Annotated in this window: 12 protein-coding genes; 2 read left to right on the top strand and 10 right to left on the bottom strand. The window is 72.5% G+C overall.

Annotation, left to right across the window (positions count from 1 at the left end; translation table 11 throughout):
* Position 1: 1 nt before the first annotated feature.
* From QRN56_RS04395 to QRN56_RS04370, 6 genes are read right to left on the bottom strand one after another with little or no spacing between them, the layout of a single operon-like run.
* Positions 2 to 1,078, bottom strand: a complete 1,077-nt coding sequence (locus QRN56_RS04395) for an ABC transporter ATP-binding protein (RefSeq protein WP_285101479.1) — start codon at positions 1,076 to 1,078, stop codon at positions 2 to 4.
* Entirely contained in the window at positions 1,075 to 1,992 is a 918-nt protein-coding gene (locus QRN56_RS04390; RefSeq protein WP_182614664.1) for an ABC transporter permease, read from the bottom strand. The genes QRN56_RS04395 and QRN56_RS04390 overlap by 4 nt, the downstream gene beginning before the upstream one ends.
* Positions 1,989 to 2,972, bottom strand: coding sequence for an ABC transporter permease (locus tag QRN56_RS04385; protein WP_285101476.1), 984 nt, complete (start codon positions 2,970 to 2,972; stop codon positions 1,989 to 1,991). The genes QRN56_RS04390 and QRN56_RS04385 overlap by 4 nt, the downstream gene beginning before the upstream one ends.
* Positions 2,969 to 4,072 (bottom strand): ABC transporter ATP-binding protein, encoded by a 1,104-nt coding sequence (locus tag QRN56_RS04380; protein ID WP_285101474.1) that lies wholly within the window; start codon positions 4,070 to 4,072, stop codon positions 2,969 to 2,971. The genes QRN56_RS04385 and QRN56_RS04380 overlap by 4 nt, the downstream gene beginning before the upstream one ends.
* Entirely contained in the window at positions 4,072 to 5,742 is a 1,671-nt protein-coding gene (locus tag QRN56_RS04375) for an ABC transporter substrate-binding protein (RefSeq protein ID WP_285101472.1), read from the bottom strand. Before QRN56_RS04375 ends, QRN56_RS04380 begins: the two co-directional genes overlap by 1 nt.
* A 46-nt stretch (positions 5,743 to 5,788) precedes the next feature.
* A complete protein-coding gene (locus QRN56_RS04370; RefSeq protein ID WP_285101470.1) occupies positions 5,789 to 8,371 on the bottom strand; it encodes a beta-d-glucosidase in 2,583 nt (860 codons plus the stop codon).
* Positions 8,372 to 8,462: 91 nt separating this feature from the next.
* Here QRN56_RS04370 and QRN56_RS04365 point away from each other — a divergent pair, with 91 nt between their 5' ends.
* The gene (locus QRN56_RS04365; protein WP_285101469.1) at positions 8,463 to 9,110 is read left to right on the top strand and encodes a TetR/AcrR family transcriptional regulator; all 648 of its coding nucleotides are present in this window, start codon (positions 8,463 to 8,465) and stop codon (positions 9,108 to 9,110) included.
* 21 nt (positions 9,111 to 9,131) lie between these two features.
* Here QRN56_RS04365 and QRN56_RS04360 read toward each other — a convergent pair whose 3' ends face one another.
* From QRN56_RS04360 to mraZ, 4 genes are all read right to left on the bottom strand, one after another.
* On the bottom strand, positions 9,132 to 11,231 hold the full coding sequence (locus tag QRN56_RS04360) for a peptidoglycan D,D-transpeptidase FtsI family protein (protein WP_285101468.1): 2,100 nt from the start codon (positions 11,229 to 11,231) through the stop codon (positions 9,132 to 9,134).
* Positions 11,228 to 11,656, bottom strand: a complete 429-nt coding sequence (gene ftsL / locus QRN56_RS04355; protein ID WP_285101467.1) for a cell division protein FtsL — start codon at positions 11,654 to 11,656, stop codon at positions 11,228 to 11,230. Before ftsL ends, QRN56_RS04360 begins: the two co-directional genes overlap by 4 nt.
* A complete protein-coding gene (rsmH, locus tag QRN56_RS04350) occupies positions 11,653 to 12,696 on the bottom strand; it encodes a 16S rRNA (cytosine(1402)-N(4))-methyltransferase RsmH (protein WP_285101466.1) in 1,044 nt (347 codons plus the stop codon). The genes ftsL and rsmH overlap by 4 nt, the downstream gene beginning before the upstream one ends.
* A 156-nt stretch (positions 12,697 to 12,852) precedes the next feature.
* Entirely contained in the window at positions 12,853 to 13,323 is a 471-nt protein-coding gene (mraZ, locus tag QRN56_RS04345) for a division/cell wall cluster transcriptional repressor MraZ (RefSeq protein ID WP_285101465.1), read from the bottom strand.
* A 396-nt stretch (positions 13,324 to 13,719) separates the two neighbouring features.
* Between mraZ and QRN56_RS04340 the strand changes: the two genes are divergently transcribed.
* On the top strand, positions 13,720 to 14,769 hold the full coding sequence (locus QRN56_RS04340; protein ID WP_285101464.1) for an AAA family ATPase: 1,050 nt from the start codon (positions 13,720 to 13,722) through the stop codon (positions 14,767 to 14,769).
* Positions 14,770 to 14,771: the final 2 nt, after the last annotated feature.

Below are 14,771 nucleotides of genomic sequence, written 5' to 3'. Positions count from 1 at the left end.
ACTACCGCGCCACCAGATCCGGCAGCTTCTCCCCCGCGGACAACGAGGTGTGCAGGTGGCACGCCACCAGACGCCCGTCCTCGGCCTGGGCCGTCCGGCCCAGCACCGGCAGCTCCGTGCGGCACACGTCCATGACGTGCGGGCAGCGCGGCGCGAACGGGCAGCCCGGCTCGCGCTGGGACAGGTCCGGCGGGGCGCCGGGGATGCCCGAGAGGTCGCGTCGCGGCCCGTGCAGCGGAGGGAACGAGCCGAGCAGGCCCGCGGAGTACGGGTGCCGCGGGTGCGTGTACACGTCGCGCGCGGCGGCCGTCTCCACGATCTCGCCCGCATACATGACGGCGATGCGGTCGGCCACCTCGACCAGCAGGGACACGTCGTGCGTGATGAGCACCACGGAGAACCCAAGCCGCTCGCGCAGCTCCATAACCTGCTCCAGGATCTGGCGCTGCATCACCACGTCGAGCGCCGTGGTGGGCTCGTCCATGATGAGCACCTGCGGCTCCAGGGCCAGCGCCATCGCGATCATGACGCGCTGCCGCATGCCGCCGGAGAGCTGGTGCGGGTAGGCCCGCAGGCGGTCGGCCGAGATGCCCACCAGCCGCAGCAGCTCCGCCGCCCGCTCCCGGGCCTCCCCGCGCCCCATCCGCGGCCGGTGCGCCAGGATGCCGTCGACGAGCTGCTTCTCCACCCGGAACACCGGGTTGAGCGAGCTCATCGCGCCCTGGAACACGATCGCGATGTCGCGCCAGCGGGCGGCCCGCAGCTCGGCGTCGGACAGGGCGAGCAGGTCCGCCCGCTTGCCGTCACGGTTCGTGAGCCACACCTCACCACCGGTGATGAGGCCGGGCGGGGCGAGCAGCCGCGTCGCCGCGTAGGCGAGGGTCGACTTGCCGCAGCCCGACTCCCCCGCCAGCCCCAGCACCTCGCCGCGGCGCAGCGTCAGGGAGACGTCGCGCAGCACGTGCGTGGGGTCGTCGCCGAACCCGTAGTCGACGCTGAGGTTCCGGACCTCGAGGACCGGCTCCGCCGTCGTCGTCGCCGTGCCCGTATCGGCACCAGCGCTCGTAGCCGTGCTCATGACCGCACCTCCCGCACCACCGGGGTGAACCCCACGCGCGGCCGGATGCCCCGGCGACGCAGCGAGCGCGCGTGCAGGCCGGTGGACCGCAGGCGGGGGTTGACGATCTCGTCGATACCGAAGTTGACCAGGGTCAGCGCCATGCCGAGCAGCGCGATGCACGCCCCGGCCGGCACGAACCACCACCACGCACCACGCTGCAGCGCGAGGTTGTTCTGCGCCCAGAACAGGATGGTGCCCCAGTTCCAGTCGCTGACCGGCGTGATGCCGATGAACGACAGCGTGACCTGCGACAGCACCGCGAACGTCACGGTGCCCACGAACCCGGACGCGATCACGGCCGTCAGGTTGGGCATGACCTCGGCGAGCACGAGGCGCCAGGTGCGCTCCCCGTTGGCCCGGGCCGCCTCGACGAAGTCGCGCTTGCGCAGCGACAGCGTCTGGGCGCGCAGCACGCGAGCGCCCCAGGCCCAGCCGGTGGCCCCGATGACCAGCGCGACGGTGAGCCCGCCGGCGGACGGGAGCTGCGCGGCGATCAGGATGATCAGCGGCAGCTGCGGGATGACCAGGAACATGTTCGACAGCGCGGACAGCGACTCGTCGCCGATGCCGCCGACGAACCCGGCGGTCACGCCCACGAGCACACCCACGACGGTGGCGCTCACGCCGGCGACCAGGCCGACCACCAGGACGCCGCGAGCGCCCACGATGATCTGGGACAGGATGTCGCGCCCCGTGTGGTCGGTGCCCAGCCAGTGGGTGGCGGACGGCGGGCTGAGCAGCGCGTCGCTCACCTGGTTGGGGTCGTACGGCGAGAGCCACGGGCCCACCAGGGCGAGCAGCGTGAAGAAGCCGAGGATGACCAGGCCGGTGATGACCTTGCCGTTGCGCAGGAACAGCAGCTGGTTCTTCATCGGTCCTCCGTCCGGGTGCGGGGGTCGAGCAAGGCGTAGGCGAGGTCGGCCACCATGTTCGCCACGAGGACGGACAGGGTGATGACCAGGAAGCAGCCCTGCATCAGCGGGTAGTCGTGGGTGGAGACCGCCTGGTAGAGCGTGTAGCCGATGCCCTGGTAGGAGAAGACCATCTCCATGATCAGCGTGCCGCCGACGACGAAGCCGAGGGACAGCGCGAAGCTGGAGACCTGGGGCAGCACGGCGTTGCGGGCGGCGTAGCCGAGCATGACCTGCCGCTCGGGCAGGCCCTTGGCGTGCGCGACGGTGACGTAGTCCTCGGAGGAGACGGTCACCATCATGTTGCGCATGCCGAGCACCCAGCCCGCCACGGAGGACAGCACCACGGTCAGCGCGGGCAGGAACCCGTAGTAGATGACAGAGCCGATGAACTCGCCGCTGAACGCGGGCACGAGGCCGCGGTCGTAGCTGCCGCTGGACGGGAACCAGCCGAGGTTGACCGACAGCACGGCGATGGTGATCAGGCCCAGCCAGAAGTACGGCACGGCCTGGAAGAACGTCGCCACGGGCAGCAGCCCGTCGGCCCAGGTGCCGCGGCGCCAGCCGAGGAACGTGCCGATGAGCGAGCCGATCACGAACGCGATGATCGTGGCGACGCCGACCAGCCCGACCGTCCACGGCAGCGACTGGGCCACGATGTCGGCCACGGGCGTCGGGAAGTGCGTGAACGACAGCCCGAGGTCGCCCCGCAGGAGCAGACCCCAGTAGTCGACGTACTGCTGCCAGAGACTGGTGTCCTGGTCCAGGCCGAACAGCACGCGCAGCGAGTGCTCGGCGTTGCTGTCGATGCGGCCCTGCATGCGGCCCAGCAGCGCCGTCACGGGGTCGCCCGGCAGCAGGCGCGGGATGAAGAAGTTGATGGTGATCGCGGCCCACGCGGTCAGCGCGTAGAACACGACCCTGCGCAGCAGGAACCTCACGCGGCCGCCTCCCCGTTCGTACCCGACCCGTTCGCACCCGCGTGGCGGACGGCGGGCCCGACGTCGGGCCGCCCCTCCCGCTCGCTGTACCCCCAGCACGCGGCGGACCGCCCGGGGGCGACCTCGATCAGCTCGGGGGTCTCGGTGCGGCACAGATCGGTCGCGTACGGGCAGCGCGGTGCGAACCGGCAGCCGGGCGGCGGGTCCACGAGGCTCGGCGGCTCGCCGCCGGTCCCCTGCTCCCGCACGGCCGCCGCTCCGACGCCCGCCAGGTCGTCCGGGTCGGGCGCGGAGGCGATGAGCAGCCGTGTGTAGGGGTGCAGCGGCTCCTGGGTCACGGACTCGGAGTCGCCGGTCTCCATGACCTGCCCCGCGTACAGCACGGTGGTGCGGTCAGCGAAGTACCGGGCCGAGGCGATGTCGTGGGTGATGTACAGGACCGCGATCCCGAGCCGGTCGCGCAGGTCGGCCAGCAGGTTGAGGATGCCCAGCCGGATCGAGACGTCGAGCATGGAGACGGGCTCGTCGGCGAGCAGCACCTCCGGGTCGGCGGCCAGGGCCCGCGCGATGGCGATGCGCTGCCGCTGCCCGCCGGACAGCTCGTGGGGGTACTTGTCCACGTACCGCGTGGCGGGCGTGAGGTGCACGCGCTCCAGCAGCTCGGTCAGGGCGGCCTCGAGCTCGGGGCCCCGCAGCGTGCCGCCGCTGGACTGGCGCCGGTGCAGGCGCAGCGCCCTCGTCAGGGTGTAGCGCACGGGGTGCACCGGGTTCAGGGACCCGAACGGGTCCTGGAAGATCATCTGCACGCGTCGCACGTACGCGCGGAACGCCCGCCGGCCCCGCAGGCGCACGTCGGCGCCGTCGAGCAGCACCTGCCCGCCCGTGATCGGGATCAGTCCGGCCAGCAGCCGGGCGACCGTGGACTTGCCGGAACCCGACTCCCCCACCACGGCCAGGACCTGGCCGCGGTGGAGCTCGAGGTCCACGCCGTCCACGGCGTGGATCGCCCGGGCGGGCGAGCCACCGCTGACGCGGCGCCCGCCCGCTCGGAAATGCTTGGTGAGGCCGTGCGCGGCCAGCACCGGTGTGGTCTCGCTCATCAGCCTTCCGCGGGCTTGAGGTGCATCAGGATCTGGGCGGCCTGCACACCGGTGGGCTGGGGCTGGTTGTACGGGTCCTCCTCGGACGGCCAGCCCACGTAGTTCTGCGTCGAGTACTGCGCGGTGGCCGGGCGGGTCCAGATGGCGATGCCCGGCACCTCCTCGACGAACACCTTCTGGATCGTGTCCAGCGCCTCGGTGCGCGCGGCGTCGTCCGGCGCGGCGGCGTAGTCGGCGAGCGCCTGCGTGGCGTCGTCGTTCTGGAAGCGGCCGAAGTTCCACGTGGCCGGCTCGCCCAGCTTCTTGTAGTGGGCGCCGTCCAGGATGTCGGAGTACATGTCCCAGGGGGTGGCGCCGCCGTCGGTCCAGTGCAGGGTGGCCTGGAAGTCGCCGCCGGGGATGATGTCGGCGAACCAGCCGTCCTGGTTGACGGGGTTGACGGTGGCGGTGGCGCCGAGCTCGGCGGCGGAGTTCTTGATGAGGTCCAGGGCGGTCAGGTAGTCGTTCCAGCCGGCCGGGTTGACGAGCTCGAACGTCACCTCGTCGCCGTCGGGGTCGACGAGCTTCTCGCCCTCCCAGGTGTAGCCGGCGTCCTCCAGCAGGGCGCGGGCACCCTCGACGTCGACCGCGTACTCCTGGTCGGCGTAGTCGGCGGAGAGGAACTCCTCGCCGGCGGGCAGGGGCAGGCCCGTGACGCTGGTCAGGGCGGGGTTGACGCCGGAGGTGGCGACGTCGACGAGCTCCTGGCGGTCGATGACCATGTTCAGGGCCTGGCGGAACGCCTTGTCGTCGAACGGCTTGGTCTCGTTGTTCAGGTAGAGCACGTCGATGCCGAGGCCGCCGGCGGCGTACTGGTGGTAGTGCTCCGGGTCCTGGGCGATGTAGACGTTCTCGTAGTCGGCGATGAACGTCCAGCCCCACTGCGCCTCACCGGTGGTCAGGGCCGTGGTCAGGGCGTTGTTGTCGTTGTACGACGAGTACCGGATCTCGGGGACGGCGGGCTTGCCGCCCCAGTAGTCGTCGCGGGCCACGACGGTCGCGGCCTGCGGCGTCCAGGACTCCAGCGTGTACGGGCCGGTGCCCACGGGGTCGGGGTTGGTGTCGGTGGTCGGGTCCTCGACGTCGGCCCAGATGTGCTCGGGCACCATGACCAGGTCGTACAGCTTGGACTGGTTGACGAACTGCCCGGCGGTGAAGCTGACGGTCACGGTGGTCCCGTCGGTCTCGACCGTGTCGTAGGGCAGGGCGCCGGTGTTGAGCGCCTCGAAGTCCTTGCGGAGCTGGATGGAGAACGCGACGTCGTCGGCGGTGAACTCCTCCCCGTCCGACCAGGTGACGCCCTCGCGGGGCGTGATGACGGCCTCGGTGAAGTCCTCGTTCCACTCGATGCTCTCGGCGAGCCAGGGCTCCGGGGCCTCGGAGGGCCGGGCCTGGTTGCGCATCATCAGCGGCTCGTAGATCGTGAACGCGTAGCCCAGCGAGAGCGCGGACGAGCCCGTGGCGAACGGGCTGTGGTTCTCGGTCTGGACGCCGTTCGGCATGCCGACGGTCAGGGTCTCCCCGCCGCCCGCCTGGGTGGCGGTGCCGCCACCGCCACCGCCGCTGCAGGCTGCCAGCAGCGCGACGGCCGCCGCGGCCGCCACGACGGCGACGTGCTTGTGAATCCTCACGGTGTGCCTCCTTGCACTCGTCCCGGTCGGGACAGATGGGGTCTGATCACTGGTTTCCGGCGCCGGGTTCCTCCCCGGGCCGGACGGTCAGCTCGTTGGTCAGGCGCAGGTCCGCGACGGACCTGCCCGTACGCAGCCGGTAGGTGCCCGGCGGCGTGGTCCAGCCCTTGGCCTGCGGGTCCCAGACCTGCAGCGCCCGGGTGGGAACTGGTACGCGGACGGTCGCGCTGCCCATGGCGGGCACGTCCGCCACCGCGAAGCCGCCGAGCCACCGCACGGGGCGGCTCGGGCCGCCCGCGGGCGCCTCGACGTAGACCTGGACCACCTCGCGGCCCGCACGGGACCCGGTGTTCCGGACGGTCACGTACGCGGTCAGCGTCGCGGGCGCGTCGTGGGACTGGCCCCAGGCGAGGACGGCGTCCTCGTACTCCCAGGTGGTCCAGCCCAGTCCGTGCCCGAACGGAACGGCCGGCGCCGGCGCGCCGTCCGGCCCGGCGGCCAGCCGCCGCTCCCAGGCGCGGTAGCCGACGTCGGTCCCCTCGGTGTAGTCGACGACGCCGCCCACCGGCCGCGCGTGCGGCACCGGGACGTCCTCGAAGCGTGCCGGGAGCGTCCACGGCAGGCGGCCGGACGGCTCGGTGGCGCCGGTCAGCACGTCGGCGAGCGCCGTGCCCGCCTCCTGGCCGGGCAGCCAGCCCCACAGCGCGGTCGGCACGTCGTTCAGCCAGGGCAGCAGCACGGGCGCGCCCGCGTTGACGACGACGACAGTGCGCGGGTTGGCCGCCGCGACGCGCCGCACGAGCTCGTCCTGGTTGCCCGGCAGGTCGAGGTCCGGCCGGTCGTAGCCCTCGGACTCGACCTCGGCGGTGGTGCCGACCAGCACCACGGCGACGTCGGCGGCGGCAGCGGCGTCGACCGCGGCGGCCAGCTCGGCGGCGGCCGAGGAGCCGGGCAGCCGGTGCACCAGGGCGGCGCGCACGAAGTGCCCGTAGCCCACGGCGTGCACCACCTGGACGGTCGCGTCCAGGTCGGCGGTGCCGCTCGCCTGCGCGAGCGCCGCGATCGGGTGGTTGTGCCCCGAGGAGAGCACCACGTCCTCGTCCACGCGGGTGGCGCCGGTCGCGACCTCCGCGTCGTCGACGAGCACCCGGTGCACGCCGACCGTGCCGACGCCCAGCTCGTGGGCGCCCGGCTCGTCGAGGCGGACGGTCGCCCGCAGGCGGACGGCGTCGGCGTCGGGCCGCACGTCCTCCAGCCAGCCGGTCCACTCCCGGGCGGTGCGCTCCTCGAGCGTGCTGCCGTCGGCGGCCAGGAGCTCGACGCGCAGGCCGGGCTGCCCCGTGACCGGGTCGGTGCACCGGTCGACGTCGAGCTCCGGCGGGTTGTGCAGGGCGCGGGCGCCGGCCAGCACGGTCAGCTCGGAGCCCTGCGGCAACGCGGCGCGCAGCTCGTCGGCGGGGTAGGTGAGGTGGTCGGGCTGCACGAACGAGGAGCCACCGCCCTGGAAGAACGGCTCGACGGCGGCGGGTCCGAGCAGCGCGACGCGCAGCGGGCGGGCACCCTCCTGCACCAGCGGCACGAGGCCGGCGTCGTCCTTGAGCACCACCACGGAGCGTGCGGCCAGCTCGCGCAGGAGCTCGCTCGACGCCGTGGTCGCGGCCTGGTCCGGCACGGCCTGGAGCACGAGGTGCGCACCCACGCCACCGCCGTTCCCGTCGGCGGACCCAGGCAGCACGAGCCGGCCGGTGCGACGCGCGAGCCGCAGCAGGCGCAGCACCTTGTCGTCCAGCTCCGACGCCGCGACCTCGCCGGAGCGGACGGCATCGAGCAGCCCGTCGCCCCACGCGCCGTCAGGCCCGGGCATCTGCAGGTCCAGGCCGCCCCGCACGGCGGGCACCACGGACTGCGTGGCGACCCAGTCGCTCACGAACAGGCCGTCGTAGCCCCACTCCTCCTTGAGCAGGTCGACCACGAGCGGCCGGTGCTCCAGCAGGGGCGCCGCGAGGCCCTCGGTGTCGGCGCCGTTGTAGGCGCCCATGACGGACCACGGGTTGACGTCGCGCACGAGGCGCTCGAAGGGTGCCAGGTAGGCCTCGCGCAGCGTCCGCTCGTCGAGGCGCGCGAGGTAGCGCGTGCGCTCGGTCTCGGAGTCGTTGGCGACGTAGTGCTTGACGCACATCCCGACGCCCCGCTCCTGCGCGGCGCCCACGAGCGCCACCGCGATCTCGGCGGTCAGGTGCGGGTCCTCGGAGTAGCACTCGAAGTGCCGGCCGCCCACGGGCGTGCGCTGGAGGTTCACCTGCGGGGCCAGCACCACGTCGACGCCGTGGCGGCGGGCCTCGGCGGCGAACAGCACGCCGGCGCGGCGGGCCAGCTCCAGGTCCCACGTCGCGGCCAGCGCGGACGGCGCGGGGAACATCGCGGACGTCCCGCCGTTCGGGCCGCGCACGCCGACGGGGCCGTCGGACAGCACCACCGGCTCCAGGCCGATCCGTGGCACCCCCGTGGTGGTCCACATGGACGCGCCCACGACGAGCGACACCTTCTCCTCGACCGAGAGCTGGTCCAGGAGCCGGAGCAGCTCGGGCTCCGGGGTGACGGCCTGCGTGGTAACAGCCTGCGATGACACGTGCTTCTCCGTTCGGCGGTGGACGGCTGACCGCATTCAACCACACTTACTTACTGGTAAGTAAGCCCGCAAAGTTCGGTATCGTGAGGGCATGCCAGACGCGACCGGGCAGGCTGCCCCGAAGGCCAAGCGACCCACCCGCGACGAGCGGCGGGAGGAGATCCTCGCCGCCGCCACGCGCGTGTTCGGGTCCAAGGGCTACCACCAGGGCTCGCTCGTCGACGTCGCCGCCCAGGTGGGCATCACGCACGCCGGGGTGCTGCACCACTTCGGCAGCAAGGACAAGCTGCTGTGGGAGGTGCTCGAGTACCGCGACCGCGTGGACGTGCAGCACCTGGAGGGCAAGCACATCCCGGGCGGCATGGAGCTGTTCCGGCACCTGGTCACCACCGCGAGGCTGAACGCCGACCGGCGCGGCATCGTGCAGGCCTACGCGGTGCTCACGGGCGAGTCCGTGACCGACGGGCACCCGGCGTCCACCTGGGTCGCCGAGCGCTTCTCCGTGCTGCGCGGCGAGATCTCCCAGGCCGTGCGCGAGCTGGCCGCCGAGCGGGACGTGACCCTGCCCGAGGGCGAGCCCGAGCGCGCCGCGGCCGCGGTGATCGCCGTCATGGACGGCCTCCAGCTCCAGTGGCTGCTCGACCCGGAGGCCGTCGACCTGGCGTCGGCCACGGGCTTCGCCATCGAGTCGATCCTGACGGCCACCCTCGGCGCCGCCGTGCGGATCGCGGGCTCCTGACCCGCGACCCGCACGGTCGCCTCACCACTCGGTCTTGAGCCGCCGCTTCTGGTCCTCGCTCGGCGGCACGTCCATCTTCTGCAGCGTGAAGCCCATGACGTCGCTGAACACGGGCGCCGCGACGTCACCGCCGAAGATCGAGCTGTGCGGGCTCTTGAGGAACACCGCCACGGTGTACCGGGGGTCGTCGGCAGGCGCGACGCCGATGAACGACGCCATGTACGTCCAGCCGCCGCCCGCGGGCATCTGCGCGGTACCGGTCTTGCCCGCCACCCGGTAGCCCGGCACGGCCGCATTGGTACCCGTACCGCCGTCCTCGGTCACGGCCTCCATCATCTCGACCAGGGTGTCCGCGGTCTCCTGCGAGATGACCCGCTCACCCGGCTCGCGCCCGGCCGGCGTCGTGACGCCGTCGGGGCTCGTGGAGCCCTCGAAGAGCGTCGGCGTCATCCGCACGCCGCCGTTCGCCACCGTCGAGAAGACGCTGGTGGCCTGCATCGCGTTGACGGACAGGCCCTGCCCGAACAGCACCGCGTACTGCGTGCGACCGTCCCAGTCCGCGACGTCGGCGGGCGGCATGAGGCCCACGGACTCGCCGGGCAGGCCCAGGCCCGTCGGCTCCCCGAACCCGAACTTGTACAGGTAGTCCTGCCGGGTCTGCAGCGGGATCTTCTCGCCGGCCTGCACGGTGCCCGTGTTCGACGACTGCGCCAGCACGCCCGTCAGCGTCAGCCGCTGCACGGGGTGCTCGTGCGAGTCACGGAAGGTCTGGCCGTTCGGCGTCGTGTAGGTGTACGGCACGGTGAACCTGCTGTTCGGGTTCCAGTAGCCGCCCTCCAGCGCCGCGGCCATGGTGATCACCTTGCCCGTCGAGCCCGGGTCGAACACGTCCTTCACGGCGCGCGAACCGCCCGCGACGGCCGACGTCGACCGGTCGTTCGGGTTCACCGCACCCGAGTCCGCGAGCGCCACGATCTCGCCCGTGCGCACGTCCTGCACGATGGCGATGCCGTACTCGGCGCCGGTGGTCCGCTTGGCCTCGTCGATCGAGTCCTGGGCCTTCCACTGGATGTCGTGCACCAGCGAGAGCTGGATGCTGTCGCCCGGGACCGCCGGGACCGACTCCTGGCCGGCGGCCGGGATGCGCAGGCCGTCGAGGCTGCGCTCGTACGTGTCCGAGCCCGCGGTACCCGCCAGCAGGTCGTCGTACGCCGCCTCGATGCCGCCCTGCCCGGTCTGCTCGTCGTCCACGAAGCCGACCAGCGAGCCCGCGACCGTGCCGGCCGGGTAGGTGCGCCGCGAGGTGAGGTCGGTCCGGATGTACGCCCGGATCTGCAGGTCCGCGACGGCGCGCTGCACCTGCGGCACCACGTTCTTCGCGAGCACCTTGTAGCGGGACTCGCCCACGAGCTTGGCCGCCAGCTCGTTCTTGGGCTCGTCGAGGATCGGCGCGAGGAGCTGGGCGATGCCCAGGGCGCCGTCCTGCACCTTGTTGCCCTCGGCGTCGACCCGCCCCGAGCCGCGGAAGTCCTCGATCGCGACCGGGTCGCCCACCACCGTGTACCGGTCCACCGAGGTGGCCAGCACCACCCCGTTCGCGTCCGTGATGTCGCCCCGGTGCGCGGGCGTCACCGCGGTGGCCGTGCGCGCGGCCTCGGCCTTGGCGGCCAGGCTCGGGCCCTCGATGAGCTGCACGTGGACCAGCCGCACCAGGAAGACGAGCACCACCACCGCCGCGATGCCCACGAGCCAGCGCTGCCGTACCTCCGGCCGGCCCGGCCGGGGCGGCAGCGGCCGGGCCACCCGCGACCGCGCGGGGCGCGGCTGCTGGGCGGACGCCGGGCGTGGGGCACCGGGTGCCTGAAGGCCCAGCCGGGTGCTGGTCGCACGCGGCTGGGCCTTCGTGGGCCGGGCCCTGGTCGGCTGAGTCTTGGTGGGCTGAGTCTTGGTGGGCTGAGTCTTGGTGGGCTGAGCCTTCGCGGGCCGGGACGTGGCCTGGGTGGAGCGGGCCTTCGGCGGCTGGGCCTTGCCCTTCGCCTGGCGCGGCTGGGCGGAACGCGGGCCGGCAGCGCGCCCCGACGGGGTGCGCTGCCGGCCCGAGCCCGACGTCGGACCCGTCACTGGTCCGTACCCTTCACCACCTTGCCGGTAAGGACACTGACCATGGTCGGGTTCTCCGCCGGCACCATGCCGAGGCTGCGGGCCTTGGCGGGCAGGTCCGTCTCGGCCGCGCTCAGGTCCTCCTGCAGCACCTGGACGTCCTGGGCGGTCTGCGCCACGTCGCCCTGGAGCTGCGACATCTCGTAGGAGCCGCGCGCGAGCGTGGTGTTGAGCACCAGCACCGCCACGAGCGAGCCGACCATCAGGGTGGCGCACAGCACGAAGAAGGGCACACGACTCTTCGCGTGCAACGGCGCACGGACCACGTCCAGGCGGCGGCCGCGCTGCGCGGCGCCCCCCGAGATCGCGGTCAGCGGTGCCCTGCGGGTGCGAGGCAGCTCGGCCGGACGGACTGCGCGGGCCGTCGCGGCGTTGGTAGCACTCATCGGCGGTCCTCCTTCGTTGTGTGGTGCTTGGTGGTGCGGTTCAGCAGGTGCTCGGGCGTGGGGCGCAGACGCCGCGCGGCGCGCAGCCGGACCGACGCCGAGCGCGGGTTGCGCTCCAGCTCCTCGGCGTCGGCCTCCTCCGCGCCCCGGGTGAGCGCCTCGAGATAGGGCCGGTGGGTCTCGGGCTCGACGGGCAGGCCGGGCGGGGCCGACGACGTGGTGCCCTGCGCGATGGCCCGCTTGACGATCCGGTCCTCGAGCGACTGGTACGACTCCACGACGATGCGGCCGTCCACCGCGAGCGCCTCGATCGCGGCGGGTACGGCCCGCTCGAGCACCTCGAGCTCGCCGTTCACCTCGATGCGCAGCGCCTGGAAGGTGCGCTTGCCCGGGTGACCGCCCGTCTTGCGGGTCGCGGCGGGGATGACGGCGCGCAGCAGGTCGACGAGCTCGCCGCTGCGGTCCCACTCCCGCTCGGCCCGACGCCGGACGATCGCCCGCGCGATCTTGCCCGCGAAGCGCTCCTCGCCGTACTCCCGCAGGATCCGCGCGAGGTCGCGCTCGTCGTACGTGTTGAGCACGACGGCCGCCGTCAGCTCCTGGGTGGAGTCCATGCGCATGTCGAGCGGGGCGTCCTGCGCGTAGGCGAAGCCGCGGTCGGTCTCGTCGAGCTGGAGCGAGGACACCCCGAGGTCCATGAGCACGCCCTGCACGGCGCCGCCGGCGTGCGCGTCGACCACCTCGGTGATCTCGTCGTACACCGCGTGCACCGGCGTGAACCGGTCGCCGAACCGGGCCAGCCGCTCGCCCGCGAGGGCGAGGGCCTGGGGGTCGCGGTCGATGCCGATCACGCGGGCCGCCGGGAGCTGTTCCAGCACGGCCTCGGTGTGGCCACCCATGCCCAGCGTGCAGTCCACCAGGACCGAGCCGGGCTCGGCGAGCGCGGGGGCGAGCAGGTCGACGCAGCGCTGGAGCAGCACCGGGAGGTGGCGGTCGGCGGCGTCACTGCCGGTGCCGGGGCGGTCGTCGGTCGCGTTCATCGGTGTCTCCCTCCTGCGTGGTGCTGGTCCTGCCGTGCTGGTCCTGCCTGCTGGGGGCCGCCCGGTCAGGTCTCCCTCCGCACGGTTCCGGCGGCGGGGAAGTGCGCCGGATCCTGCGGGAGGAGGCCTGGCCGTACGGCCGTCCCCTCGCCCTGCCTAGAAGCTCAGCCCGGGGAAGATCTCCTCGGCCTGGTCGATGTAGTCGGGTTCGGTCTGTTCCTGATATGTGGCCCACGCCTGCGCATCCCACACCTCCACGCGGGTTCCCACCCCGATCACGACCACATCGCGGTCGAGACCGGCGTACGCCCGCAGGTGCGTCGGGATGGAGACGCGGCCCTGCTTGTCCGGGACCTCGTCGCTCGCTCCCGCCAGGAAGTTTCGCGTGTAGTCCCGTGCTGCCTTGCTCGTCACCGGCGCCTGCCGGATCTGGGTGTAGATCTGCTGGAACTCGTCCATCGGCAGAAGAAAGAGGCACCGCTCCTGCCCTTTGGTCATCACCAGACCGTCGGACAGTCGCCCCCGGAACTTGGCGGGAAGGATCAGGCGCCCCTTCTCGTCGAGCTTCGGGGTGTACGTGCCGAGGAGCAGACCCAGACCTGCGAAACCTTCTGCCATCGCAGTCATGGGCCGACACCTCCTTCCGCTCCCGCATACTCCACGCTACTCCACTTTCCACCACCGCACTCGGAAAAACCGTGGGGAGAACTGCCCACCAGCCATCAATGCGCAGGTCAAAGAGGTAAAGAGCAGGTGGAGCAAATTCATGTCCGGCGTGGCGTGGAATGTCCCGGTAGGCGGCTCTGGTCCGCGGTCTCGCACGGGTCCGTCACCTGGCGAGACGTCGTTTCACCAGGGCGAAACAAGCCCTGGGATGTGTGAAGACCGCGTGATGCACTCAACAGAGTGCTTTACATCTCTACTAGGCTGGTCCAGCCGGGGCGAGCGACAGCCGCCCCGCTTCCGAACAGCGCGTACACGCGCGAGAAACCGGCCTGACTCCCGGCCCGATGGAGGTCCCCAGTGCACACCGAACGCGCCACGTCCGGCCTCACGGATCCTCGGTTCGGCGGAGCGCCCGCTCCGCAGGCAGTCCCCGGGCCAGGTGCGCTCGACGAGCTCGTGGAGACCATGGCCCGCGTCCGGGGTGCCGTGGAGTCCGTCGTGACGGGCCGGCCCGGCCTCGCCGACATCACCCTCGCCGTCCTCCTGGCCGAGGGCCACCTGCTCGTCGAGGACGTGCCCGGCGTCGGCAAGACCACCCTCGCCAAGGCCGTCGCGCGCAGCATCGACTGCCACGTGGGCCGCATCCAGTTCACGCCCGACCTGCTGCCGAGCGACCTCACCGGCGTCAACATCTTCCGCACCGGGAGCCACGAGTTCGAGTTCCGGCCGGGGCCGGTGTTCAGCAACATCGTCATCGGCGACGAGATCAACCGCGCCTCGCCCAAGACCCAGTCCGCGCTGCTGGAGTGCATGGAGGAGGGCCAGACCACCGTCGACGGCACCACCCACCAGCTCCCCCGGCCGTTCCTCGTGGTCGCCACCCAGAACCCGGTGGAGATGGAGGGCACGTACCCGCTGCCCGAGGCGCAGCGGGACCGGTTCATGGCCCGCATCACCGTGGGGTACCCGGACATCGACGCCGAGATGCTCATGCTCGACCGGCAGGAGGCCAGCACGCCGCTGGCGCACCTGGAGGCCGTGACCGACGGGCACACGCTGCTGCGGTTCGCGCAGCTCGTCCGGTCGCTGTACGCCTCCCCCTCGGTCAAGCGGTACGTGGTGGGGCTCGTCGGCGCCACGCGTGAGCACCCCGGCCTGCGGCTGGGCGCCTCCCCGCGGGCCTCGCTCCAGCTCCTGCGCGCCGCCAAGGCGATCGCCGCCATGGCGGGCCGCGACCACGTGCTGCCCGACGACATCCAGCGGCTCGCCCGGCCCGTGCTGGCCCACCGCCTCATCCTCACCACCGAGGCGCGTCTCGGCGGCGTGACCCCCGAGACGGTCGTCGACGAGATCGTGCAGCGCATCCCGGTGCCGGCGCTCGAGCCCGCCGACCGGCGCCAGTTCTGAGC

Source organism: Promicromonospora sp. MEB111 (genome assembly GCF_030209445.1).
In the GTDB taxonomy this organism is placed as follows: domain Bacteria; phylum Actinomycetota; class Actinomycetes; order Actinomycetales; family Cellulomonadaceae; genus Promicromonospora.
Note: the sequence above shows the minus strand (reverse complement) of the source record. Positions and strands in the feature narration are given on the sequence as shown.